Annotated in this window: 22 protein-coding genes; 13 read left to right on the plus strand and 9 right to left on the minus strand. The window is 67.2% G+C overall.

The features are described from left to right. Window positions 1-6 precede the first annotated feature (6 nt). On the minus strand, window positions 7-2,202 hold the full coding sequence (locus ACGHC0_RS10065) for a TonB-dependent siderophore receptor (RefSeq protein ID WP_415268114.1): 2,196 nt from the start codon (window positions 2,200-2,202) through the stop codon (window positions 7-9). A gap of 446 nt (window positions 2,203-2,648) precedes the next feature. On the opposite strand from ACGHC0_RS10065, the gene ACGHC0_RS10070 reads away from it, so the two are divergent. From ACGHC0_RS10070 to ACGHC0_RS10085, 4 genes are all read left to right on the plus strand, one after another. Further along, window positions 2,649-3,794 (plus strand): efflux RND transporter periplasmic adaptor subunit, encoded by a 1,146-nt coding sequence (locus ACGHC0_RS10070; protein ID WP_415268115.1) that lies wholly within the window; start codon window positions 2,649-2,651, stop codon window positions 3,792-3,794. A gap of 11 nt (window positions 3,795-3,805) precedes the next feature. After that, a complete protein-coding gene (locus ACGHC0_RS10075) occupies window positions 3,806-6,898 on the plus strand; it encodes an efflux RND transporter permease subunit (protein ID WP_415268116.1) in 3,093 nt (1,030 codons plus the stop codon). Between the two features lie 37 nt (window positions 6,899-6,935). Beyond that, window positions 6,936-8,375, plus strand: coding sequence for an efflux transporter outer membrane subunit (locus tag ACGHC0_RS10080; protein ID WP_415268117.1), 1,440 nt, complete (start codon window positions 6,936-6,938; stop codon window positions 8,373-8,375). A gap of 145 nt (window positions 8,376-8,520) precedes the next feature. Beyond that, window positions 8,521-8,976, plus strand: a complete 456-nt coding sequence (locus ACGHC0_RS10085; protein ID WP_415268402.1) for a transcriptional repressor — start codon at window positions 8,521-8,523, stop codon at window positions 8,974-8,976. Here the strand turns inward: ACGHC0_RS10085 and ACGHC0_RS10090 are convergent. The 5 genes from ACGHC0_RS10090 to ACGHC0_RS10110 all read right to left on the minus strand — a co-directional run bounded on the left by ACGHC0_RS10090 (window position 8,948) and on the right by ACGHC0_RS10110 (window position 13,506). After that, complete coding sequence (locus tag ACGHC0_RS10090) at window positions 8,948-9,799, minus strand: AraC family transcriptional regulator (protein ID WP_415268118.1); 852 nt, start codon at window positions 9,797-9,799, stop codon at window positions 8,948-8,950. The two genes, ACGHC0_RS10085 and ACGHC0_RS10090, sit on opposite strands and share 29 nt — an antisense overlap. A 131-nt stretch (window positions 9,800-9,930) precedes the next feature. Then, the gene (gene nfsB / locus ACGHC0_RS10095; protein WP_368355094.1) at window positions 9,931-10,584 is read right to left on the minus strand and encodes an oxygen-insensitive NAD(P)H nitroreductase; all 654 of its coding nucleotides are present in this window, start codon (window positions 10,582-10,584) and stop codon (window positions 9,931-9,933) included. 51 nt (window positions 10,585-10,635) lie between these two features. After that, window positions 10,636-11,376 (minus strand): DJ-1/PfpI family protein, encoded by a 741-nt coding sequence (locus tag ACGHC0_RS10100; protein WP_415268119.1) that lies wholly within the window; start codon window positions 11,374-11,376, stop codon window positions 10,636-10,638. Between the two features lie 32 nt (window positions 11,377-11,408). Beyond that, complete coding sequence (locus ACGHC0_RS10105) at window positions 11,409-12,422, minus strand: zinc-binding alcohol dehydrogenase family protein (protein WP_415268120.1); 1,014 nt, start codon at window positions 12,420-12,422, stop codon at window positions 11,409-11,411. Between the two features lie 184 nt (window positions 12,423-12,606). Beyond that, window positions 12,607-13,506 (minus strand): LysR family transcriptional regulator, encoded by a 900-nt coding sequence (locus ACGHC0_RS10110; protein ID WP_368355097.1) that lies wholly within the window; start codon window positions 13,504-13,506, stop codon window positions 12,607-12,609. Between the two features lie 140 nt (window positions 13,507-13,646). Between ACGHC0_RS10110 and ACGHC0_RS10115 the strand changes: the two genes are divergently transcribed. Beyond that, entirely contained in the window at window positions 13,647-14,780 is a 1,134-nt protein-coding gene (locus ACGHC0_RS10115; protein WP_368355098.1) for an L-dopachrome tautomerase-related protein, read from the plus strand. 86 nt (window positions 14,781-14,866) lie between these two features. Further along, window positions 14,867-15,169, plus strand: coding sequence for a hypothetical protein (locus tag ACGHC0_RS10120; protein WP_415268121.1), 303 nt, complete (start codon window positions 14,867-14,869; stop codon window positions 15,167-15,169). A gap of 11 nt (window positions 15,170-15,180) precedes the next feature. Here the strand turns inward: ACGHC0_RS10120 and ACGHC0_RS10125 are convergent, their stop codons facing one another. After that, a complete protein-coding gene (locus tag ACGHC0_RS10125; protein ID WP_415268122.1) occupies window positions 15,181-16,125 on the minus strand; it encodes a LysR substrate-binding domain-containing protein in 945 nt (314 codons plus the stop codon). A 104-nt stretch (window positions 16,126-16,229) separates the two neighbouring features. Between ACGHC0_RS10125 and ACGHC0_RS10130 the strand changes: the two genes are divergently transcribed. From ACGHC0_RS10130 to ACGHC0_RS10140, 3 genes are read left to right on the plus strand one after another with little or no spacing between them, the layout of a single operon-like run. Further along, the gene (locus ACGHC0_RS10130) at window positions 16,230-16,778 is read left to right on the plus strand and encodes a sugar ABC transporter (RefSeq protein ID WP_368355100.1); all 549 of its coding nucleotides are present in this window, start codon (window positions 16,230-16,232) and stop codon (window positions 16,776-16,778) included. Between the two features lie 12 nt (window positions 16,779-16,790). Next, window positions 16,791-17,117, plus strand: a complete 327-nt coding sequence (locus ACGHC0_RS10135) for a hypothetical protein (protein ID WP_368355101.1) — start codon at window positions 16,791-16,793, stop codon at window positions 17,115-17,117. A 16-nt stretch (window positions 17,118-17,133) separates the two neighbouring features. Beyond that, window positions 17,134-17,973, plus strand: coding sequence for an MBL fold metallo-hydrolase (locus tag ACGHC0_RS10140; protein WP_415268123.1), 840 nt, complete (start codon window positions 17,134-17,136; stop codon window positions 17,971-17,973). Window positions 17,974-17,986: 13 nt separating this feature from the next. Here ACGHC0_RS10140 and ACGHC0_RS10145 read toward each other — a convergent pair whose 3' ends face one another. Continuing rightward, window positions 17,987-18,232, minus strand: a complete 246-nt coding sequence (locus tag ACGHC0_RS10145; RefSeq protein WP_415268124.1) for a winged helix-turn-helix transcriptional regulator — start codon at window positions 18,230-18,232, stop codon at window positions 17,987-17,989. 98 nt (window positions 18,233-18,330) lie between these two features. Here ACGHC0_RS10145 and ACGHC0_RS10150 point away from each other — a divergent pair, with 98 nt between their 5' ends. Together ACGHC0_RS10150 and ACGHC0_RS10155 are read left to right on the plus strand one after the other, a co-directional pair. Then, window positions 18,331-19,155: a helix-turn-helix domain-containing protein gene (locus tag ACGHC0_RS10150; protein WP_368355104.1), complete on the plus strand. Its 825-nt coding sequence runs from the start codon at window positions 18,331-18,333 to the stop codon at window positions 19,153-19,155. 81 nt (window positions 19,156-19,236) lie between these two features. Beyond that, window positions 19,237-19,686: a VOC family protein gene (locus tag ACGHC0_RS10155; protein ID WP_368355105.1), complete on the plus strand. Its 450-nt coding sequence runs from the start codon at window positions 19,237-19,239 to the stop codon at window positions 19,684-19,686. A gap of 19 nt (window positions 19,687-19,705) precedes the next feature. Here the strand turns inward: ACGHC0_RS10155 and ACGHC0_RS10160 are convergent, their stop codons facing one another. After that, complete coding sequence (locus ACGHC0_RS10160) at window positions 19,706-20,899, minus strand: FAD-dependent monooxygenase (RefSeq protein WP_415268125.1); 1,194 nt, start codon at window positions 20,897-20,899, stop codon at window positions 19,706-19,708. Between the two features lie 96 nt (window positions 20,900-20,995). Here ACGHC0_RS10160 and ACGHC0_RS10165 point away from each other — a divergent pair, with 96 nt between their 5' ends. Both ACGHC0_RS10165 and ACGHC0_RS10170 read left to right on the plus strand, forming a co-directional pair. After that, window positions 20,996-21,550 carry a TetR family transcriptional regulator gene (locus ACGHC0_RS10165; protein ID WP_368355107.1) on the plus strand — a complete coding sequence of 185 codons (555 nt, stop codon included), beginning with the start codon at window positions 20,996-20,998 and terminating at the stop codon, window positions 21,548-21,550. A 131-nt stretch (window positions 21,551-21,681) separates the two neighbouring features. Then, window positions 21,682-24,204 (plus strand): type VI secretion system Vgr family protein, encoded by a 2,523-nt coding sequence (locus tag ACGHC0_RS10170; protein WP_415268126.1) that lies wholly within the window; start codon window positions 21,682-21,684, stop codon window positions 24,202-24,204.

A 24,204-nucleotide genomic window follows, 5' to 3' on the forward strand; every position in this document is an offset into this window, starting at 1 on the left:
CCATCGTCAATACCTGTAGTCCAGCGTCACCATCACGTTGCGCGGCGCGCCATAGCTGACCGTGTCGAAGTCGCCCTTCTGCAGGGCGTACTTCCTGTCGAACACGTTGTTGATGTTCACCGCCACGTTGGTCTTTTTCGTGATGGCGTAACGTGCCACCAGGGAGACCAGGGCGTAGGAACGCTGCTCCCCGCCCAGCGAGCTGGTGCCGGCGTTCGGCGCCTCATAGATGCGGCTCTGCCATTTGGCGCCTCCGCCCAGAGTCAGCCTGCTCCACTCTCCCGGCAACCGGTAGGTGGTGAAGAACTGGGCCGTGGTGCGCGGCAGCTGCGAGTTCAGCCGGACGCCAGCGCCGTCTTTCGCCGTGAAATGGGCGATACCTGCATAGACGTTCCAGCCACGCGCCAGCTCGCCTTGCAGGTCCAGCTCGATCCCGCGCGACTTCGTCCCGTCGGCGCCCTGGTAGGCCTGTGCTCCACCTGGCGTATAGGTGCCTGCGACGATCTGCGCCGCGTTGTCCAGCCCGGTCTCGAACACCGCGACCGACGCGTTCAGTCGCCTGTCGAGGTACTGGCCCTTCAGGCCGACTTCCCTGGTTTTTCCCTTGGACGGCGTGAGCACATTGCCGTTGCTGTCCCGGTAATCGGTCTGCGGATTGAAGATGCCCGTGTAGCTGGCGTAGGCGGAGTAGGTGCTGTCGATGTCGTAGACCAGGCCGGCATACGGGGTGAATTCACCGGTCTTCTTGTAATGCAGCGGGTTGCCACCGGCGCCGTCGTCGACTTCGTAGTTGCTGAAGCGGCCGCCGACGACGAGTTTCAGCGGGTCGGCCAGCGACAGCCGGGCAGCGCTGTAGATGCCGCTCTGCCGGATGCGGGTGTTGGTCGTCATCCAGGTCATGGCCCCGAAATCGGGCCGTGGATAGGCAGGGCGCAGGTCATAGACATTGACCGGCACGACGCCTGGATAGAAGGGCGCGATATCCTGCTGGCCGGCCGTGCGGCGCGAACTCGTCGCCCCCACCACCAGCTCATGCCGGCGGCCCAGCAGTTCGAAGGGGCCGCTCGCCATCGCGTCGAAGCTGTTCTGGCGGCTGCGGCCTTCCGACGCCAGCGCCACCGGATACGCTCCATAGGGATAAGTGCCCAGCCCCGTGGATCGGTCGGGGCGGCCGATCAGGCCGAGCAGTTCGGCATCGTATGCGGTGCGGTATTGGTTCGCGACGGCCCGCAGGTTCCATCCGCCAGCGAAGCGGTGCTCGATTTCGGCAAACGACGTCTTGAGGGTGTTGTCCCAACGGCTCCAGTCCTGCGCGTAGGTGCTGGAGCGCGGATACTCCGCCTGCGTGCCGTCGCTGAACCACAGCGGCATGCCGCCCCAGGTGGCGCCTTTCGGCGTGATGTCCTGGTAGTCGTAGCCCAGGCTCACCTTCGTGTCCGGGGTCAGATCCGCCTCGACGATGCCGTAGAACGACTTCCTCTGCGGCCGGTACCCGTCGATGTAGGAGTGGCCGTCCTGGTACGTTCCCACCACGCGCGCGCGGATGCGGCCATCCTGGGTCAACGGTGTAGAAACGTCGGCCATTCCCCGGTAGGTGTCCCAGCTCCCCGCACCGATCGAGGCGGAGGCCGAGAATTCACGGGTCGGCCGCTTGCGCACCAGGTTGATGGCGGCGGAGGGATTGCCGGTACCGGTCAGCAAGCCGGAGGCGCCGCGTACGACCTCCACACGGTCGTAGAACGCCGTATCGAGAGAACCGATGCCGCTGCCGTTGACAATGTTGCCGACCACGGTAGGGATGCCGTCGTACTGCACGTTGTTGATCAGCAGGCCACGCGAATAGAAGCTCGTGCGCTCGCTGTCGGACTGGTACGAGGCGATGCCCGTGGTGTTTTCCAGCACGCCCTGCACCGAATTCAGTTGCTGGTCGTCCATGCGCTGGCGCGTGACCACCGTGACCGACTGCGGTGTTTCCCGCAGCGAAAGCGGCAGGCGCGTGGCCGCTGCCGTTTCGCCCGTCGTGTAGGAGCCTGTAGCTTCGGTCGTCGCCGGATCCTCACGGGCCGTGATATTGACGGCCGGCAGGGTCTTCGCGTCACGCGGCGCTGTTTCCTCGAACTCGTTGTGTCCCTGCACCGGTTCGGCAGCTGATACGCCCTGCGTGCTGACGAAGATGGCTGCCGCGACCGCCGAGCCGAGCACGCTGCGGCGAGCGGGCCTGTGCCCACGCGGCGAAGGAAGGACGGCAGCGCGCATACCGATTTGCCACTGGAGCTCTCCAGCATCCGTGAGATCGCACATCAAATAAAACTCATTAGCGTTTGGATGGGCTATTTCACAATGGACCGGGATTGGCTTGATGGCGAATTCAGGCCAGATTGTTATTCAATCAGGTCATTTGCATTGGCATGGCGGGTTTGGCCGTAATGAAAAATATCCTGACCTGATTTCGCAATGGGGTTGGAGGCGCCCCTGGGTAGGCTCCGCGTCGTGGTTTGCCGTGTTTCGGGCCGAGCGTGTCTCGCCGGCCGGGCAAGCGCCGGTTCTTATCGAGGAAATCCCCCTATGTATTCACTTTGCCTCCGCGCGATGGTCCGGCACACCCGGCGGCGCGCATCCCTCACCCCGGTCGTGAAGGGACGCTGCGCATGAGCCCCACTGCCACTTCCCGTACCCGGCCCATTGCCATCGGCGTCGTCGGCCTCGTCGTGGTCTGCGGCCTGCTGTATGCCTGGCGCACCGCCCGCAGCGGTGATGCGGGACACCATGCCATGCCGCCGCTGCCGGTTTCGACGATCCGCGCCGAACCTCGCAGCGTGGCAGAGGAACTGCAGGCCGTCGGCGATCTGCAAGCCGTACGCGAAGTGTTGCTGGCCCCCGATACGCCGGGGCGGGTGACCGCGATCCATTTCGACGCCGGCCAGACCGTGAAGGAGGGTGCGGTGCTGGTACAGCTCTATGACGCTCCCGAACAGGCGGATCGTGCTGCCGCGGTGGCCAGGGCCGATTTCGCCCAGGTCCAATTGCGGCGCTCGCAGGAACTGGCCCCCACCGGCGCGGAACCGCGCGAATTGTTCGAACAGCGCAAGGCGGAGGCCGCCCAGGCCGCGGCGGCCGTCCGGCAACTGGACGCCCGGATCCAGCAGAAAAGCATACGTGCGCCATTCTCCGGCCAGGTCGGCATACGGCGCATCAATCCCGGGCAGTACCTCAACGCCGGCGATGCGATCGCCACGCTGACCCAGCTCGATCCGCTCTATGTGAACTTCACGCTTCCCCAGCAGGACTTGCCCAGGCTGAGGCCGGGCGCGCCGGTGCAGGTCAGCGTGGACGCCGCGCCCGGCAAGGTGTTCACCGGCAGGATCAGCAGCATCGAACCACGCATCCATGGCGAGACCCGCAACGTGGCCGTGCAGGCGCTGTTGCCCAACGCCGGCGGGCTGCTGAAGTCGGGGATGTACGCGACAACGCGGCTGGCGCTGCCTGCCGCCGCCGATGCCATCACATTGCCGCTGACGGCGATCCAGACATCCGCTTCCGGCGACAGCGTGGTGCTGGTGCGGGATGCCGATGCGCAGGGAGTCGGCAAGGCGGTCACCGTGCCCGTGGTCACCGGCCGCCGGCTCGGCGAAGAAGTTCTCGTGACGCAGGGCGTGAAGGCTGGCGACGTCGTGGTGACGGCCGGCCAGAACCGGCTGCCGCCCGGTGCCGTGGTGACGATCCGTCCGCCCGCGGCAGTTGCCGCGACGCCGCCCGCCGATCCGGCGGCCACCTCCGCCGCTGGCGCACGGTAGAGGAACACGCCGTGCATTTCACCGACATCTTCATCCGCCGGCCCATTCTGGCGCTGGTCGTAAGCCTGTTGATCCTTCTGCTGGGCGCTACCGCCGTCTTCATGCTGCCGGTGAGGCAGTACCCCTATCTGGAAAACGCCACCATCACGGTCAGTACCGCGCTTCCGGGTGCGACCCTGGACGTGATGCAGGGTTTCGTCACCACGCCCATCGCGCAGTCCATCGCCACGGCCAGCGGCATCGAATACCTCAGTTCGACGACCAAGCAGGGCAAGAGCGAGATCAAGGCGCGCCTGGTACTCAACGCCAACGCCGATCGAGCGATGACGGAAGTCCTCGCCAAGGTGCAGCAAGTGAAGTACCAGTTGCCTGCGGGCGTCACCGATCCCGTCATCAGCAAGTTCACCGAAGGTGGAACCGCGGTGCAATTCGTCGCCTTCTACAGCAAGACCCTCTCGATCCCGCAGGTGACGGATTTCGCGTCCCGGGTGGCTCAGCCGCTCTTCACCGGTATTCCCGGCGTGGCTTCGGCCGACATTTACGGAGGCCAGTCGCTGGCCATGCGGATCTGGATCGACCCGGTTCGGCTGGCTGCGCATGGGTTGTCGGCAGGCGATATCGCGTCTGCACTGCGTGCCAACAATGTGCAGGCAGCGCCCGGCCAGCTCAAGAGTTCGCTCACGGTGACCAACATCAGTGCCGCCACCGATCTGCGCGGGGTCGAGGACTTCCGCCAGATGGTCGTCAAGTCCAGCCCCGGAGGCGGCGTGGTGCGGCTGTCGGATGTCGCCACGATGGAGGTCGGTGGCCAGAACTACAACAACGTGTCATTTGCTACAGGCGTGCCTGCGATCTTTGTTGCCATCCAGCCGACGCCTGATGGAAATCCCCTGCAGATCGTCAGACAGGTCAACGAACTGTTGCCCAGGATCCGCGCGATGGCGCCGCCAGGGCTCACCGTGGCCCCCAACTACGACGTGGCACGGTTCGTCAACACCTCCATCGAGGAGGTGAAGCACACGCTGGTCGAAGCCGTCGCGATCGTGATCGTGGTGATCTTCCTGTTCCTCGGCACCTTCCGCGTCGTCATCATCCCGGTGGTCACCATTCCGCTGTCGCTGGTCGGCACGGCGGCGCTGATGCTGGCCTGCGGCTTCTCGATCAACCTGCTGACACTGCTGGCGATGGTGCTGGCGATCGGCCTGGTGGTGGACGACGCCATCGTCGTGGTGGAGAACATCCATCGCCACATCGAGGAAGGGCTGACTCCCGTGCGTGCGGCACTGCTCGGCGCCCGTGAAATCGTCGGGCCGGTGATCGCCATGACCATCACGCTGGCCGCGGTCTACGCGCCCATCGGCATGATGGGCGGGCTGACCGGTGCGCTGTTCAAGGAGTTCGCCTTCACGCTGGCCGGTTCGGTGCTCGTCTCCGGGGTCGTCGCTCTGACGCTCTCGCCGGTGATGAGTTCGATGCTGCTCAGTTCCAGGCAGAGCGAGGGATGGCTGGCAAAGCGGGTCGAACACCATATGGGCAACCTGACCTCGCTCTACGGGCGCCTGCTGGCCCACACCCTGGCCGCGCGCGGCGCGGTGCTGCTGGTCGGTGCGGTCGTGCTGGCCGCTATCGTGGTGCTGTTCAACGGTACCCGGCACGAACTGGCACCGACCGAAGACCAGGGGGCCATCATTGTCGTCACCAAGGCGCCGCAGTATGCCGACGCAGGCTACACCGCACGCTATGCCCAACAGATCGAGAAGCTGTTCGAGTCGATTCCGGAATTCGACAGCAGCTTCATGAACATCGGCGATGCAGCCGGAGGCCAGAACATGATGTTCGGCGGCGCCATCTTGAAGGATTGGTCGCAGCGCAAGCGATCGGCTACCGAAATCCAGGGCCAGATTCAGGCCGCTGGCGGCGCCATCGATGGCCAGACGCTGACGGCTGTGCAGTTGCCGCCGCTACCGGGGTCCTCCGGAGGCCTGCCGGTGCAGATGGTGCTGCGCTCGCCCGACGACTTCAAGACGCTGTACGAGACCGGCGAGAAGATCAAGATGGCGGCCTACGCCAGCGGTTTGTTCCTCTATGTGCAGAACAACCTGTCCTATGACAGCCAGCAGGCACAGGTCACCATCGACAACGCGAAGGCCGGCGAGATGGGGGTCACCATGCAGTCGATCGCCGACACCCTGGCCGTGCTGGTCGGGGAGAACTACGTCAACCGCTTCAACTTCCACGACCGATCCTACGACGTCATCCCGCAGGTGCGCGGCAGCGAACGCATGACGCCGGACGACCTCGGACGCTTCTACGTCAAGGCGACCTCCGGTGCGCTGGTACCGCTTTCGACTGTGACCCGCGTCGAGATGCGGCCGCAGGCGAACCAACTCACCCAGTTCGGCCAGATGAACTCGGCCACGCTGGAAATGCTGCCGGCGCCCGGCGTGAGCATGGGCGAAGCGGTCGCGTTCCTGCAATCGCAGCCACTGCCATCCGGCACCAGCGTGGACTGGCTCAGCGACAGCCGCCAGTTCGTGCAGGAAGGCAACCGCCTGCTGGTGTCGTTCTGCTTCGCGCTGGTGGTCATCTTCCTGGTGCTGGCTGCGCAGTTCGAGAGCCTGCGTGATCCGCTGGTGATCCTCGTGACGGTGCCGCTGGCGGTCTGCGGCGCGCTGGTTCCGCTGTGGCTGGGTTACGCGACGCTCAACATCTACACCCAGATCGGACTGGTCACGCTGATCGGGCTGATCTCCAAGCACGGCATCCTGATGGTCACTTTCGCCAACCATATCCAGCACCATGAAAACCTGAGCCGTATCGAGGCGATCGAGAAGGCGGCAGCGGTGCGCATGCGGCCCGTGCTGATGACGACGGCGGCGATGGTCGCGGGGCTGGTGCCCCTGCTGTTCGCGGACGGTGCGGGTTCGGCCAGCCGCTTCTCCATCGGCATCGTGGTGGTGATGGGCATGCTGGTCGGCACCTTCTTCACGCTGTTCGTGCTGCCCACCATCTACAGCTTCATCGCCAAGGACCACCGCGCAGCGGCGGAAAGTCCCCGCGCCCGTGAGCTCGCCACCGCGGAGGCCCCCGATGTCGCGCTGTGAACCGACCCCTGCCATGCCTGCTTTTTCGCGTGCACCCATGGCGTTGCCCGGCCGCGCGGCCTGGCTGGTACTCGTCGCCGCCATCGTCAGTGCAGGCTGCGCCAGCGGCCCTGACTACCATCCTCCGGCCACGCCCGAAGCCGCGGCAGGCGCCTTCGTCAGCCAGCCGGCCGATGCGGATGCTGCCGCACCGCTGCCACCGGACTGGTGGAAGCTGTACGACGATCCCGCGCTCGGCCCTCTGGTACGGGAAGCGCTGTCGGCGAATACCGATCTTCGCGTGGCGCTGGCCAACCTCGACCGTGCACGGGCCATCTACGCGGAGGCGCGCAGTGGCCTGCTCCCCTCGACCAGCCTGTCCGCCGGAGCGGGCTACGGCCGGGACCAGACCACGTGGACGGGAGCCGGCCGGGCGCCCGCGCAATGGAGCTACCGGGGCGGACTCGACATTGCGTATGAAGTCGACCTGTTCGGCCGGGTCGGCCGCGATATCGAGGCTGCGCGCGACGATGCCGGTGCCATCGCTGCCGCCCACGACGCCGCGAGGGTCGTCGTCGCCGCCGAGACGACGAGGGCCTATGTGGACGCCTGCAGCTACGGCGAATCCATCGACGTCGCGCGCTCGTCCGTTGAACTGGCCCGGCAGAGCCTGGACCTGGTCAGCCGGCAGGCACATGCCGGCTCGGCGTCGCGCCTGGACGTGGAGCGTGCCGGCGTCACGCTGGCCCGGGCCAGGGCCGCCTTGCCGCCGCTGCAGGGCCAGCGGGATGCCGCGTTGTTCGAGCTGGCCGCGCTGATGGGCCGCACACCCTCCCAAGTGCCCGAATCAGCGCGCACCTGCACCAGGGCGCCGGAGATCGCGCAGGCGCTGCCGATCGGCGACGGCACCGCGCTGCTGCGTCGCCGCCCGGACGTGCGCCGGGCCGAGCGCCAACTGGCAGCGGACACCGCACGTGTCGGCGTGGCCGTGGCCGACCTCTATCCGCGCATCATGCTGGGTGCGTCGGGGAACTATCTGCGCAACGACTCGCTGACAGGCAGTCGCGCCTGGTCGTTTTCCCTGGGGCCACTGATCTCCTGGAGCTTTCCCAACACGATGGCCGCACGCAGCCGTGTCACGCAGGCCAGGGCGCAAGCCGAAGCGTCGTTGGCCAGCTTCGATGGCGCGGTGCTGAATGCGCTGAAGGAGTCCGAGCAATCGTTGAGTGCCTACGGCGCTGCGATGCAGCAGCGCGGTGCGCTGATCGAGGCGCGCGACCGGTCCGAGAAAGCCTTCGAGCTGGCGAATCAGCGCTACCGCGCCGGGTCGGTCAGCTATCTCGACGTGCTCGTGGCGCAAGCCAGCCTGATCGACGCGAAGTCCCAGGTGGCCGCAGCCGACCAGCGCGTGGGTTCCACGCGGGTCAGAGTGTTCAAGGCGCTGGGGGGCGGATGGGATCCGGCAGCGCAGGAATATGGATATGAAACCATGCGATGAACCCTCCCGGGACGTGGATGTGATCGCATCATTCGGCAGCAGCGGTCTGCCGGCAGGCAGACAGAAGATGAAGCACACTGCAGAACCCCCGACCGAGGCGGAAACGCCGGTGTAGTTCCAGGAACGGCGCCTGGCGGCGCACAAGCTGCGGCCGACGATCGCGCGTGCCGGTGTCTTGAACGTGCTGGACAAAGCGGCGCCGGGTTGCCTCGATGCCAACCACATGTATCGCGTGCTCTGCAGGCAGTTCGACAACCTCACGCCGGGAGCGATCTACAAGGCGCTGAACGACCTGTGGAACGCCGGTTTGCTGCTTCGCACGGAAGGGGCGCGGGGGCGCGCGCTCTATGCCCTCAAGCCGGAAGCGCTGAGCGCCGTCCACGTCACGCTACGGTGCCAGTGCGGCGCGCGGCTGGTTTTCATCGAGGACCTCATGCTGCGTGAACACCTGGAGTCTGTGACCTGCGAGGAGGGCTTCGCTCTCGGCGAGGAGCCGGTCTTCACCATCACCACGACGTGCGCGAAATGCCGGCAGCGTCCCAGGGAAGCACGGGAGGCGGTGCCTGGCCCGGTCACGGCGGGATTGCGTCGGAAAGCATGATGCCGGGCACGGGCGCAGGCTCGGCGCCGTTCCTGCGGTCCGAGAGATAACGTGCCGGAGACTTGCCCACCGCCTTGCGGAACATGGTGACGAACCCGCTGGCGTTTTCGTACCCCAGCTCCCATGCCACCGTCTGCACGCTTTCGCCCCTGGTCAGGCGTTGAAGCGCCAGGATCACGTGCAGTTGCCGGCGCCAGCGCCCGAAGCCCATTCCAATTTCCTGCAGCAGCAGGCGGCTCATGCTTCGCTCGCTCATGCCGATGCGGATGGCCCATTCGGCCTTCGAGGTCTTGTCCGTGGGGTCGGCCAGCATCATCTCCGCGAGGCGGCGCAAGCGGGGATCGCGCGGCATGGGAAGGTGCAGGTCCTCCACCGGAGCTTCCACCAACTCGTCGAGCAACGCTGCGATCAGCCGATCCTCCCGGCCTCCCGGCGCGTACAGCTCAGGAAAGCCGGCCGCCTTCAAAAGCAGCTCGCGCAGCAATGGCGATACCGCAATCGTGCAGCAGGCCTTCGGAAGATCGGCCGCGGCGTCAGGTTCGACGAACAGGCAATGGCATTCCGTTTCACCCGACCCCCGCGCCGCGTGGGGCAGGTCTCCGGGAATCCATATGGCGCACTGCGGCGGCACGATCCAGACGCCGTCTTCGATTTCGCAACGGAGGATGCCGCGAACGGAGTAGATCAGCTGTGCCTTGCGGTGCCGATGCCTCGCGTTTTCCCAGTCCTTCGCTACCGACGTGGCGCTCAGGGCCACGACGGGGCGAGGGACGCTGTCGACATCCAGCGGCGCGGTCATGTCCGTGATGGCAAAGATCGACATGGCGCGTGGTGGGGAGCGGGTTGCAGTGGGAGTGTTGGCTTGCCTGAAAAATATTATGGGAAAACTTTGCAATCGAGTCCAGCCATTGCGTGGTGACCGGATGGGTGACCGGCCGAAAGCCGGTGCGGGATTCAAATATCCGTGAACACCACATCGGCCCCGAGCCGGGACTTCGGCAGCGACCTGTTGAAGTCGCCGTCGCCGCTGTAGCCGAGCGCGACCAGCACGATGCTGGTGAAGCCCTTCGCGCGCAGTCCGAGTTCCTCGTCGAGCACCTTCGCGTCGAAGCCTTCCATGGGGCAGGCATCCACATCGCATGTCGCAGCGCCGAGCAGCAGGGTCCCCAGTGCGAGATAGACCTGCTTTTCCATCCAATGCTGGGCATCCTTGAGCTCATAGCGGTGCGTATCGACGTATCCCTGGCGCGAGTTCCGCTGCGCGTTTCGCGCATCCGCGCTGACGAAGCGGCCGTCGCCGTCCTCCTGCGAGAGCAGGGCGGCGAGGTGGCTGTCGTCGATGGACGTCCGCGCGCACAGGACGAACACATGGGAGGCCTTGAGGATCTTCGGCTCGTTGTAGGCGAACCGGCCTTGCGCCGCCCTGGCGATGCGGGCCCTGGCTGCGTCGCTGGACGCAACCACGAAGTGCCAGGGCTGGGAGTTGACCGAGGAGGGGCTGAAGCGGATCAGCTCGCGCAGTTCGGCGATGACCTCGTCAGGCACCTTGCGCGCGGGGTCGAATGCCTTCGTCGAGTAGCGTTTCCTGGCGTGGTTTGCAATGTTCATGGTGGTTTCCTTCAGTGCGTATCAAGGTACTGCCGGGCGCGATCGGGGGCATCAACTGCGGCCGGGCATCGGCGCGCCCACGGCTTCGCGGATGGCGGCGGGTGCCGTCGACCAGGAGCCCGCATGGAAGGGAGGCTTCGGGTCGTACTGGATCTTCAGCTGGGCCTTCATTGCTTCCGCCTCCCCGAGCAGATGGCCGATGAGCGCGAGCGTCATGTCCAGGCCTGCCGAGACGCCTGCGGAAGTCCAGTACTTGTCGTTGACCACCCAGCGCTCGTCGACATAGGTGGCGCCCTGGTCGCCCAGCATGTTCTGCAGCGCCCAGTGCGTGGTGGCCGGACGGCCGCGCAGGAGTCCGGCGCGCGCCAGGATGAGTGCGCCGGTGCAGACGCTCGCGGTGATCCGGGACGTGGCATCGACGCGCCGGACCCAGCCCATGACCTCGGCATCGTTGGAGACGTCGCGCACTCCCATGCCGCCGCCCGGGACGAGCAGGACGTCGGTCCGGTCGATGTCCCGGATCAGCGCATTCGCCTGGTAGACCACCATGCCGCTGTCGCTGCGGTAGAAATCCCGCGTCTTCGCCGCCAGCACCAGGTCGATCCCTGGCACCCGATGGAGTAGCTCGTAGGGGCCGACCCAGTCGAGCATCGTGGTGCCCGGGTACAGAAGGATGACCACTTTCAGCGGTGCCATCGTCTTCGCCGGCGCGGATGCCGCGGCGATCGCCAGGGGAGCGGCGAGCAACGCTCCAAGCCCGAACAGCCCGCGCCGGCGGACGTGATTTCGCATTGCATCGTGTTCCATGGGTTCTCCGGGCCGGCTCAGAATCCTTCGAGCACGATCTTGCCGCGCGCCCGGTTCGTCTCGAGCCATTCGTGCGCGCGCCGCAGGTTGGCCACATTCACCGTGCCGAAATTTCCGGCGAGCGTGGTGCGCAGCACACCGGCATCGATCAGCGACGCCACGCGGGTCAGCAGTTCATGCTGGCGGACCTGGTCCGGCGTCGAGAACATCGAGCGCGTGAACATGAACTCCCAATGCAGCGACACGCTCTTGGTCTTGAACTTGCGGAAGTCCAGGAGGCCGGGATCGTCGATGAGTGCGACATGGCCCTGCGGGTTGATCGACGCGACGATTTCATCGAAATGGTGGTCCGTCTGGTTCAGGCTCGCGATGTAGTCGACACCGGAGAAGCCGATGCGCCGGAGTTCTTCGGACAGCGGCCGGGTGTGGTCGATCACGTGGTGCGCGCCCAGGTCGCCGACCCATCGGGCGGTTTCGGGACGCGAGGCGGTGCCGATGACGGTGAGGCCCGTGAGCTGGCGCGCGAGTTGCACGAGGATCGAGCCCACGCCGCCGGCAGCGCCGACCACGAGCAGCGTGGCGCCCTGGGCTGTTGCGCCTTCCTGGATGCCGAGGCGATCGAACAGCAGCTCCCAGGCGGTGATGGTCGTCAGGGGCAGGGCGGCCGCCGCCGCGAAATCCAGGGTCTGCGGCATCCGCCCGGCAATGCGCTCATCGACGAGGTGCAGCTCGCTGTTGGTGCCGGGTCGCTTCAACGACCCGGCGTACCACACCCTGTCGCCGGGCTGGAAGAGCGTGACGCTCCTGCCCACCGCGCGCACCACGCCCGCCGCGTCCCAGCCGATCACCTTGGGCTGGCCGGCTTCGGGCGCGACGCCCGCCCGGATCTTCACATCGACCGGGTTGACCGATACCGCGCGCACTTCGACCAGCAGGTCGTGCTCGCCAGGGACAGGGTCGGGCAGTGTCAGATCGACCAGCGCGTCGGCATCGCTGATCGGCAAATTGCGGTAGTAGCCAATGGCTTTCATGGTTGCACTCCGGGCTCAGGACAGGATCGGATCGGCGCGCGGCCGCGGCGGCAAGTTGCGCTGCGGACCGGGCCCGACGGGTGCAATGATCGGTCCGCACGGCATCCTGTAAAAGACGCTGCGGGCAAATTCAGTTTCAAATTCTTGTTGAAAATCGGCCCTGGCTGCAGCCTCCGCGTCCGCCTCATGCGAGGTAGCCGCCGATCCGTTGCACGAGGAAATCGCGCAGCGCATTGACCGTCGGCGAGAGCATGGCCCTGTGGGCGCAGACCAGGTGAAGCGGCGCGCGCTCCCCTTCGAATTCCGGCAGGGCTGCTTCGAGGCGGCCTGCGCGCAGGTCGTCCAGCACATCCAGCCGGGACTTGTAGGCGACGCCGAGCCCTGCAACCGCCCAGCGCCGCACCAGTTCGCCGTCGTCGCTGCTGCGGTCGCCCTGCACGGCCACCACTTCCGGCCCGCCGCCGCCGAAGAAGGTCCAGCGGTCGTGCAGCGCATCGCTCAGCGCAAAGCGCAGGCAGTTGTGCCGGGCCAGGTCGGCCGGTGCCGCGGGACGGCCATGGCGCAGGAAATAGCCGGGTGCAGCGCACAGGACCCGCCGGTTGTCGGGCGCGAGCGGCAGCGCGACCAGCGAGGAATCCTCGGACACGCTGTAGCGGATCGCCACGCTGACGGGGGCGCGGATCATGTCGGTGATCTGGTCGCCGATGCGGATCTGCAGCGAGACGCTCGGGTACCGGGCCTGGAATTCGTCCAGCCATTGCAGCAGCACGTTGCGGCCCAGATCGGAAGGCACCGACAGCGAGACCGCGCCGCCGATCATCCTGCGGCCCTGCGCCACCGCGTTGCGTCCCGCCTCGACCTGCTCCAGCACATTCCGTGCGTACTGCAGGTAGCGTTCGCCGTCCGGCGTCAGCCGAAGGCTGCGCGTCGAGCGCGCGAGCAGGCGGGTGCCGAGTTCCGTCTCCAGCCGCTTCAGCCCCACGCTGGCGACCGCCGGCGTGAGGTCCAGCTGGCGGGCCGCCGCCGACAGGCTGCCGTGGTCCGCCGCGGACACGAATATCCGCACATCTTCCAGTCTGATCATCCAGGCCTTTCCAGCAGGTTGTGGCGACGATTTTCAAAATTATCGCAAGACTGCTTGCCCCGGCGGGCGCTGTTTCCGGGCGGGCGGCCTCACCACAATCCGGCCGGAGTTCCATTCGCAACTTCCTGCTGGAGAAAACCGTGCCGTTGCCCTTCGCCAAACACCGATCCGTCCTTCTCGTCGCCGCAGTCCTCGCAGGCGCCGCTCCCATCGCCCATCCCGTCGCCGCATCGGCGGCGACGGCACATCCTGCGCAGCCCGTCGCCGTGCGCGAGAGCCGGCAAATGCCGTGGAATGCCGTGGCGATCGACGGGCGAGGGCGCTTCATCGTCAGCTCGCCACGCTGGACGGGCAACACCGGCCCCGCGGTGGCCATCGCGCAGGAGGACGGCTCGCTCGCACCCTACCCGGATGCCGGCTGGAACCGCTGGAAGCCGGGCAGCGCGGCGGCGCGCGCGTTCGTCAGCGTCAACGCGATCCACAAGGACGCGCGCGGCGACCTCTGGATCGTCGATACCGGCACGCCGGAGTTCGGTGGCACGCCGGTGGCCGGGGGCGCGAAGGTCGTCCATGTCGATCCCCGCAACGACACCGTCGTCCGCGTCTATACGTTCCCGAAAGACGTGATCCGCGAACACTCGTACGTCGATGACATCCGCATCAACGGCAGGCACGCGTACCTGACCGATGCCGGCGAAGGCGCGGTGATCGTGCTGGATCTGGACAGCGGCAGCGCGCGGCGCCGCTTCGATGGCGCACCGTTCGTGCGCGCCCGTGCCGGCGACAAGATCATCGTGAACGGCAAGGTGCTCGCCGGCAACGACGGCAAGCCGCTGCAGGTGAATGCCGATCCGCTGGAGCTGAGCCCGGACGGCCGCACCCTGTACTTCGGCCCGCTGGCCGGGCCGCTGTCGCAGGTGGAGACACGCCATCTGGACGACGACACCCTCAGCGACGAGGCACTCGCGCGGCATGTGAGCCCGTGGTTCGACAACCCGCCGATCGGCGGCACGGCGATGGGCGCCGATGGCAGCCTGTACTACACGCCGCTGGCCGACAACTCGCTGATGCGGCGTGCGCCGGACGGCACGGTGTCGCTCATCGCCCGCGACGGCAACCTGCGCTGGGTCGATGCGCCATTCCTGGATGGCCAGGGCCACATCTACCTGCCGGTCCCGCAGATCGATGGCGCGCCGGCATTCAACCAGGGGACATCGACCATCCGCTTCCCCGTGAAGCTCTACCGGGTCGATCTGCCGGCAGGCCAGCGCTAGCCGGGCCCTGCGCACCGCGGTCCTTCCTCCGTCAGCCGGGCGCCGCCGCGTGAACCGGCGGCCCCCATTTCGAGCGTCCATCATCCATGGCCCACCATCCCTTGCAAGTCCGTCTCCTGACGATCGATCTCTCCTTTCATCGCGCGGCGTCCGGCGTGGTCCGTTCCATCCTGGCCCGCCATGGCGTGGAAGTGACGGAAACGGTCGCGCCCCACGGCCTGATGGACCGTCTGCCCGCCGAGGCGGCAGCCGCATTGCGCAGCACGTACCTGGGCAACGAAGAAGTATCCCGGCTGGATTACCTCGTTGCGCGGGACGGAGCGGAGCCTTTGGATGCCGCTCGTACCTGGCGCCCGGTGCGGGCCAATGAAAAGGAGAGTGCGCGGTAGCGTTCTGGGTGTCAGGCTCCGCGTGCGCTTGCCGGTGCCCGGCTCTGCGGGGCAGGCGTCGGGCAGCAGGCGGCCGGGGCCGCTTCTTCGAGCAGCCATCGCGCGAAGGCCTGGACGGGTTCCGCGCACAGCGTGACGGGGCCGGGCAGCACGAGGCAGAACGTCTTCGATACTGTCCTGCCCTCGGGCCAGGGTGCGACGAGGCGGCCCTGCGTGAGTTCGGCCTCGACATAGAGGCGCGGCACCAGGGCCACGCCCAGGCCCGCCAGCGCGGCCTCGATCAGCATGGCGTGCAGGTCGTAGCGGGCCCCGGTGGCCGGCCTGGCGATCGCCGTGCCGGTGTCTTGCGCATAGCGCTGCCAGGCCTCGGGATTCTGGCGCCGGTGCAGCCGCGGCAGCCGGTCCAGCGAGGGTGCCGGCCCCTGGCCGTCCAGCATCCGCGGATGGCACACGGGCACCAGCGTTTCCTGCAGCAGCGGGCAGGTGTGCGCGCCGCTCCATGCAGGGTGCTCGAAATGGATGCACGCATCAAAGCCGCTGCCGGCGAGCACGAACGGTTCCATCCGCTCGGACAGATGCACGGTGATGTGCGGGTGCCGGCGCTGGAAGCCGGCCAGCCGGGGAATCAGCCAGTGCGTCGCGAACGTGGGAAGGACGGCGATGTCGAGGCTGGCGCCGCCTTCCGGCTGGCCCATCAGGTACTGGCTCTCGCGGTCGAGCTGCTCCAGCATCTGCCGGACCTGGCTTGCATAACGCTCCCCGTTGGGCAGGAGCCGCACGCGGTTCCCGATGCGCTCGAACAGGGCGACGTCCAGGAAGGATTCCAGCCGCGCGATCTGCCGGCTGATCGCGCCCTCGGTCAGCGACAACTCGTCCGCCGCGCGGGCGAAGCTGCCATGGCGGGCCGCAGCCTCGAAGGCCTGGAGGGCGGAACTGCTCGGGATTTTCTTGCGCATGCGGTCAGCTTGATGTTTGATCAAGGAAGTGTGCCGAATAATCGTTTTACCCGCCACTTTTTCGCCAATACCATGCATGAACATCAACTTGCATGGGACTATCCATGATCTACACGGTGGAATGCAGCTTTACGGATCCTGGGGGCGAAGGCGCCTGGAATGAGTTCTACAGCCTGGACAAGTTGCCGGCCCTGATTTCGGTGCGAGGGTTCCACACCTCCCAGCGCTTCAAGGCCCTGCGCCCGGGATGCCCGACTTACCTGGCCCTGCACACGATCGACGGCATCGATGTGCTGCGGGGCGAGGAATACCGGAGGAAGGGCGGCGGCGATTTCGCCCGCTGGCAGGCGAACATCACCGATTGGCATCGCAATCTCTATGCAGGACCGGACCGTGCGCCGGCGATCGAAGGCGATGCCTGCCTGCTGCTGAGTTCGGACGGGCCCGATCCCCTCGTGCGTTGCGGCCCGGTTCCGCAGGCCCTGCAGGCGGTCGCGCTGGACCGGTCGCCGGAGCGCCGTTGGCTGGCGACGGCCCGGATGTCCGATGTGCTCGCCTGGACGGGGGCCGCTTCGTGGCCGGAAGGTGTCCACGCCTATGCACCCATGACTGCCCAGCTCACTCCCGCCCGTGCGGCCGTTGCGGCCAACTGACGGAGTGCCTCCATGCCGAACATCACGCTGTTCATTCCGGCTGCTGCGATGCCGTCGGACGAGGCCGTCGCGGACCTGTCCGATCGCTGCGCGTTGCTGTGCACGGGCTTGCTCCGGGCGGCCCTCGCCAATGTGCATGTGGCCTGCGTCGCGGTCCACCATGGGCGCGGGCATCCCGTCTTCGCCGATGTCCGCTACCGGCTGGAGCCGTTTCGTACGACCGCTGTCATGGAGGCGTTCATGCAAGGTCTGGAAGAAGCCATCCTGCACACCCTCCGGCTGATCCCCCGCATCCGCTGCTTCGGCTATGCGGCGCCGAACCTGCATGCGCGCAACTGACGTGGAGGCAGGACGCATGCCGGCGAACCCCGTGTTTCCCTGCCAGCAGGTGGGCGATTTTTCCATCACGGCCCTCGGTGACGGCTACCTGGCTGCCAGCCTGGACCTGCTCTCCGACATCGATCCGGCAGAGGCGGCCCGCATGCAGGCGGCGCGCCGGCAGGAACCGTCGGCGGTCCACATCAATACCTACCTGATCCGTGGCCGTGGCCGCACGCTGCTGATCGATGCCGGTGCGGGAGGATTCAAAGGATGGGGCGGCCAGTTGCCGCAGCGCCTGGCGCTGGCGGGCGTGGCGCCGTCGATGATCGACACCGTGCTCCTGACCCATGCGCATCCGGACCACGTCGGTGGCCTGGTCGAAGCGTCCGGTGCCCCGGCATTCCCGAACGCGGAACTGGTGGTGCACCGGGCGGAGCTCGGCTTCTGGCAGGACGACGGCCACCTGAGCCGCGCCAGCGAGCGGGCGCGCGGCAACTTCCTGGTGGCGCGACGGGCCTTCGACGCCTACCGGGCTGCGCTGCGACCCATCGACGCCGGAGAAGTCCTTCCGGGAATAGAGGCCGTGCCATTGCCAGGCCATACCGCAGGGCATACCGGCTACCGGTTCGACTCCGGCGACCGCAGCCTGCTCGTGTGGGGCGACATCGTCCATTTTCCGCACATCCAGGTCGCCCGGCCGGAGGTGTCGATCGCGTTCGACCAGGATCCGGTACGTTCTGCCAGCACGCGCGCGCGCTTGCTGGATCTCGTCAGTGCAGAGCGGATGATGGTCGCCGGCATGCATCTGGGCGAGCCGGGCTTCGCGCGCATCGAGCGGACTGGCGCTGCCTACGAGATCGATTACCAACCTTGAGATGGCGGGCAACTTACATGGCCGAGCAGATGTTGCCGATCGCGCCGCTGCCGGCCCGCGCGAAGCGCTCCACGCAGCTGGCGAGCTTTCCGCCATGCTGCCGGGCCCGGCGGATCAGGGTTTCGAACGGCTGCTGCAGCGTGCGTCCCAGCGGGGTGATCGAATATTCCACCGCCACAGGTGAGGTTGCCATCACCTTCCGGTGGATCAGGCCGGCCCTGGGCCAGTAGCTCGCCCACGCTTCTTGAACTCCCAGCAATGCTGGCGGATCTGGTCCGGCGTCGAGTACATGTAGCGCGTGAACGGGCGGTTTCCCGGTGGGGCGGTGTCGATCATGGTGAGGCGTAACATCGCGTCATGGCCTCCCTGCACCGGCATCCCGCACCCGCATTGCGCAGCTTGGTGGCATCCGTCTGGGCGCACGATCCCACACCGGTGTTGGGGCGGTCGCACGCGCGCGAACATGTGCTGCCGACCGGTGCCACCCATCTTGCCGTGCGCATCGGTGGCGGACCGTTGAGGGTGTTCGACCATGCGGCCGACCTGCGCGGCCACTGCCTGGGCCATGCGGTGGTGGGCGGCGCACGCACGGCGTACCACGTGCGCGATATCGCACAACCCGCGATCTCGGTCGGCGCGATGCTGCGTCCTGGCGCTGCCGCCGTGCTGCTCGGTGCGCCCGAATCCGCGCTGGCCGGGCACCATACGCCGCTGGAACTGCTGCTGCCTGCCGGCGAGGTCGACGCGTTGCTGGCACTCCTGCATGCGTGCGCCGATGCGCCGGCGCGGCTGTCGGTGTTCGAGCGCTGGCTGGCCGACCGCGCTGCTGGCCGGCTGCCGCTGCTGCATCCGGCGCTGCGGGTGGTCCTTCAGCGGTCCTGGCACCCGGACGCGTGCGTGGAAGACATGGTGCGCGCCAGCGGGCTCAGCCACCGGCACTGCATCGCCGTGTTCCGGCAGGCGACCGGACTCGCGCCGAATGCGTGGTTGCGTTTGCAGCGCTTCTCGCATGCGCTGGAACTGGCCGGCGATCCGTCGCTGGGCTGGGCCGATATCGCGGCTGCCAGCGGTTTCGCGGACCAGGCGCATCTGGCCAATACCTTCCGCCACATGGCAGGCGTCACGCCGTCCGCATGGCGCCAGGCGGCCTACCCCGCCGCGCCGCGGCATGTGCCGCGCTGAGCGCAGCGCAGGTCAAATGCCTGCAAGACGGCGTGGGGAAGGGCATCCAGAATGGGCGCACACACCACATGAGGAACTGCCATGGCGATCCACGAACTCTATGCCTACCTGTGCGTGCGCGACGCCGCCGCAGCGATGGATTTCTACGCCCGCGCCTTCGGCGCGTGCGAACTGTTCCGCCTCACCGAGCCGGACGGACGCATCGGCCATGCCGAGGTGGATCTCGGCGGCCACACGCTGATGCTGTCGGAGGAGTATCCGGACATGGGAGTGCGCAGCCCGGAGCACCTCGGCGCCACGCCGGTCACGCTGCACCTGCATGTGGACGATGCCGATGCGCTGGTGGCGCGCGCCGTCGCCGAGGGCGGCACGCTCGAGCGCGGCATGCAGGACCATTTCTACGGCGAGCGCTCCGGCACCGTCCGCGATCCGTTCGGCCATCGCTGGCTGATCGGCCATGCGATCGAGTCGGTGACTCCCCAGGAGATGCAGCGGCGTTACACGGCGTTGTTCGATGCGCCGAAGGCGTGAGGACGCGGCGCCCGGTGGACTAACGGTCCAGTTCCGCCAATCGCCTGGCCAGTTTTCTCTGCAGGGCCGGAACGCGGCCCATCAGGCCGAGCAGTGAACCGCGGGCCATGCGGCCCAGGGGCGAGGACACCGTGGCGATACGTGTCATGGCGTCGGTCATGCGGACCACGCCGCGCGCGATCCTGTGGCGGTGCCGGGCCCAGGCGTCGAGCCCGCGGGTATCGTCGTCGCGCAGGGCCTGATGCAGGGGGGCTGCCAGGGCCACGGCGTCCTGAATGCCCGTGTTCATCCCCTGGCCCCCGGCAGGGCTGTGCACGTGGGCAGCGTCGCCACAGAGCAGCACGCGCCCGTGGCGGACCTGCGCGGCCACGCGGTGCTGCAGCTGGAAGCTGGAGCTCCAGGGCATTTCCTTCACGCGCCGGCCGGGCGACGGGAGGCCGCGTGCGGCGAGCAATGCCTCCACTGCGTCCAGGGTGGGAGGGCTTGCCGGGCCGGCCACTGCCGCGACCACGCGATAGCGATCCTCCGGTTCTCCCTGCGCTGCCGGAAGCGGCGCCACCACCATCAGGCCTTCCGGGGAAAAGAACAGGCTGACTTCGGTGCGCTGCAGCGGCCACGCCATTCGCAGGTCGGCCAGCATGAAGGTCTCGGCATAGTTTCCGCCCACGAAATCGATGCCGGCCTGCTGCCTCACCACGCTGTCGGCTCCGTCGCACCCCACGATCCATCGCGCCTGCGCCTGCTGCACGCTGCCATCCGGCCGGGCCAGTTCGGCGCTGACGCGATCGCCCGTCTCCGTGAACGACAGCAGCCGCGCGGGGCGCCACACGCTGCCGCGCCCATCGCCGATGCGGCCCGCCAGGATCGCTTCGGTGATGTTCTGCGGGCACATCAGGGCATAGGGGTAGCGGGATGGCAGGCCCTCGAAACCGATGTGGAGGAGCACCTTGTCGGCTTCGCGCACGCGGAAATCCGTGGCCTGCATGCCGGCAGAGAGCAGGTCAGGCACGACACCCAGGGGTTCGAGCACTTCCAGGGTGCGGGCATGGATGACGGCCGCACGCGAGGTGTTGAGCCCGGCTGCATGCCGGTCGACCAGCAGCGAAGCGACTCCGAGCCGGTCCAGGGCCAGCCGCAATGCCATGCCCGTCGGACCAGCCCCAACGATGAGCACTTCCGTGACAACCGGTCCATCGGGTGCTGCTGCGTCCATGGCGATCTCCAAAGTAAACGGTTGTTTTCATTCTGCGCTCGATGGCCCCGGGGGTAAACTGGTGTTTACCAATCCCTGCTCCTGGAAGGCACGCCGTTGACCCGCTCGCAAGCCACGAAAGACCGCATCCTCGACGCCGCACGGACGCTGTTCGCGTCGCAAGGGTATGACGGCACCACGGTGCGCGAGGTCGCGGCGCTCGCGCAGTCCAACCCCGCGCTGGTCATCCGGTACTACGGCAGCAAGGAGGCGCTCTTCCTGGCGGCAGCCGAGTTCGACCTGCAGTTGCCGGACCTGGCTGGCGTTTCCAGGGACGGGCTGGGCGAGCGGCTCGCTGCGCACTTCTTCATGGTCTGGGAAGACAGCCCTTCGGGGCGCCAACTGGTCGCGCTGCTGAGGGCGGCTGCGACGCATGCGGATGCCAGGGCCCGGATGCAGGACATTTTCGAGCGGCAGTTGCGGGCGGCCGTACGCAGGCTGGCGGCGTCCGCTGCCGAGGCGGACGTGCGCGCGGCGCTCATCGCCTCCCAGATGCTCGGGTTCGCGCTCGTGCGTTACGTGCTGGAGTTTTCTGCCAGGGGGATGAGTCGGCAGAGGGCTGTGAGGGCACTGGGTGCGACCCTGCAGCGGTACCTGGTCGAGCCGATTTGAGAGTGCTGCCTGCCTACATTTGTAAACAAATTAACCCATCTGCAGGATATTCAACCCATTGTCCATGGGCCTATGATTTCGGCCGTTTCTGACTCGTCCGTGCAGCCGCTCATGGCGCGCGGCCATGCACCATGACACGCCGCGTCACCATACAGACGCCCCTGGGAGAGCAGCTGCAGTTCCGGCAGTTGCAGGGGCGAGAAGAACTGAGCCAGGTTTTCAGCCTGGACATCGACCTGCTGAGCGAGGACAAAAGCATTGACCCGAAGGCGCTGCTGGGCAAGAGCGCCACGGTGGTGGTGGAGACCGAAGGCGGCGGCCGGCGCTACCTCGACGGGATCGTCACGCGCTTCGGTACGCAGGGGCAGGACCACCGCTTCTACGCCTACCGCCTGCGGCTGCAGCCTTGGGTTTGGCTGGCCTCGCGCAAGAGCGATTTCCGGATATTCCAGAACAAGAGCGTGCCGCAGATCATCGAAGAGGTGCTGGGCGCTTACGGATATCCGATGGAAAAGAAACTCAGCCGCAGCTACCGCACGTGGGAATACTGCGTGCAATATGACGAGAGCGACCTGCAGTTCGTCTCGCGGCTGATGGAGCACGAGGGCATCTATTACTACCACCAGCATGCGCAGGGCCAGCACACCCTGACACTGGCCGACGACATCGTGGCCTCGCACCAGCCGCTGCCCGGGGCGGCCACGATTCCCTTCCATCCGCCGGAGAAGTCGGCCACGGCGGACCGCGAGAACATCCACGCGTGGGAGCTGCACGAGGAGATCCACTCGGGCCGCTTCTACAACGACGACTACGACTTCAAGAAACCCAAGGCGGATCTGGCGAACATGCGGCAGATGCCGCCGGGGCACAGCCACGACGCCTACGAGACCTACGAGTGGCCCGGGGGCTACACGGAGTTCGACGACGGCGAGGCGTATGCACGGGTGCGGCTGCAGGAGAACCTGAGCGGTCGCAGCACGGTGCGCGGCGAATCGCGCCACCGCTCCCTGGCCACGGGCTACCTCTTCACGCTGGAGAACTACCCGCGCGGGGACCAGAACCAGCAGTACCTGATCACCGGCCTGCAGTACCACTTCAAGGAGAACCCGCGGGTGAGCGCGGCGAACCCGGGGCAGAAAGGGACGGTGCAGGAAGAGGGCTCGTTCCAGCGGTTCACGTTGCAGGCGCAGCCCACGAGCCTGCCGTACACGCCGGCACGGGTCAGTCCCAAGCCCAGGACCACGGGGCCGCAGACCGCGGTGGTGGTGGGCCCGCCGGGCGAGGAGATCTGGCCGGACCAGTACGGGCGGGTGAAGGTGCAGTTCCACTGGGACCGGCAGGGCAAGTTCGACGAGCAGTCCAGCTGCTGGATCCGGGTGTCGCACGGCTGGGCGGGGCAGAACTACGGGAGCATCTACCTGCCGCGCATAGGGCAGGAAGTGATCGTGGACTTTTTGTCCGGAGACCCGGACCAGCCGATCATCACGGGGCGGGTGTACAACGCGGACCAGATGCCGCCGTGGAAGCTGCCGGAGCACAAGACGCAGTCGGGCACGCTCACGCGCTGGAGCAAGGGAGGGGGCGGGGCGAGCATGCTGCGCTTCGAGGACCAGAAGGGGATAGAGCACCTGGAGCTGTCGAACACGTACGGCAACACGTACCTGAACATGGGGTACCTGATGCACCAGGGCACGGGGTCGCAGCGGGGGTATGGCTTCGAGCTGCGCACGGACCTGTGGGGCTCGATCCGGGCGGACAAGGGTTTGCTCATCACCACCTATCCGCAGGACTTCACGTCCATGGTGGCCAACTTCAACCCGGACGGCTTCGACCAGCTGGGCGCGGGCCTGTCCGGCACGGCATCGCTCATGCAGCAGGCCAGCCAGGCGGCGCAGACGCTGGACGCGAACCTCGGTGCACTCAACTCGCTCAAGACCTCGCACATGATGGAACTGGGAGCGGGCATCGCGGCCATGACCGGCGCGCAGGCGGCATCGGCATCGCTGTCCAAGGCGGCTGCCGCGCTGTCGGCCTTCCAGGGCGGCGGTGGTGCGCCGGAAGCGGCCCTGCCGTCCGACACCGATCCGGCCATGCCCCAGTCGCAGGCGCTGCGCGAACTCTCGCGCGACATCACGCAGCCCATCGTCTCCATCGTGAGCCCGCAGGGCCACACGATGGTCAGCCCCAAGCCGATCGTCATCAGCTCGGGCCAGAGCGCGTCGATGCACGCCACGCAGCACATCACGGTCTCCAGCGGCGCGCAGCTCACGCAGCTCGCCAAGGCCGGCATGCTGACGCACGTCTCCGAAGGCGGGCAGCGCACCACGGTGGGCGCGGGCGACATCGCCACCGATGCGCAGACGGGCAACCTCAACCTCACCGCCCAGCAGAACGCGACCCTGGCCTCGCGCACGGACACCGCCACCGTCGTGGGCCAGCAGAACGTCAACCTGCAGGCCACCGAGGACTCGGTGCTCGTCAAGGCCGGCCAGCACATCCGCCTGCAGGCGGGCGCGACGATCACGCTCACCGCGGGCGAGGGCGCCTCCATCACCCTCACCAGCGACGGCAAGGTGGAGATCCGCGGCAAGAACGGGCTCATCGAGCTCAAGGACGTGCTCAGCGTGCTGGGCAAGCCCGTCAACATCAACTGA

It is taken from the genome of Acidovorax sacchari (genome assembly GCF_042847045.1).
GTDB classification, from domain to species: Bacteria; Pseudomonadota; Gammaproteobacteria; order Burkholderiales; family Burkholderiaceae_C; genus Paracidovorax; species Paracidovorax sacchari.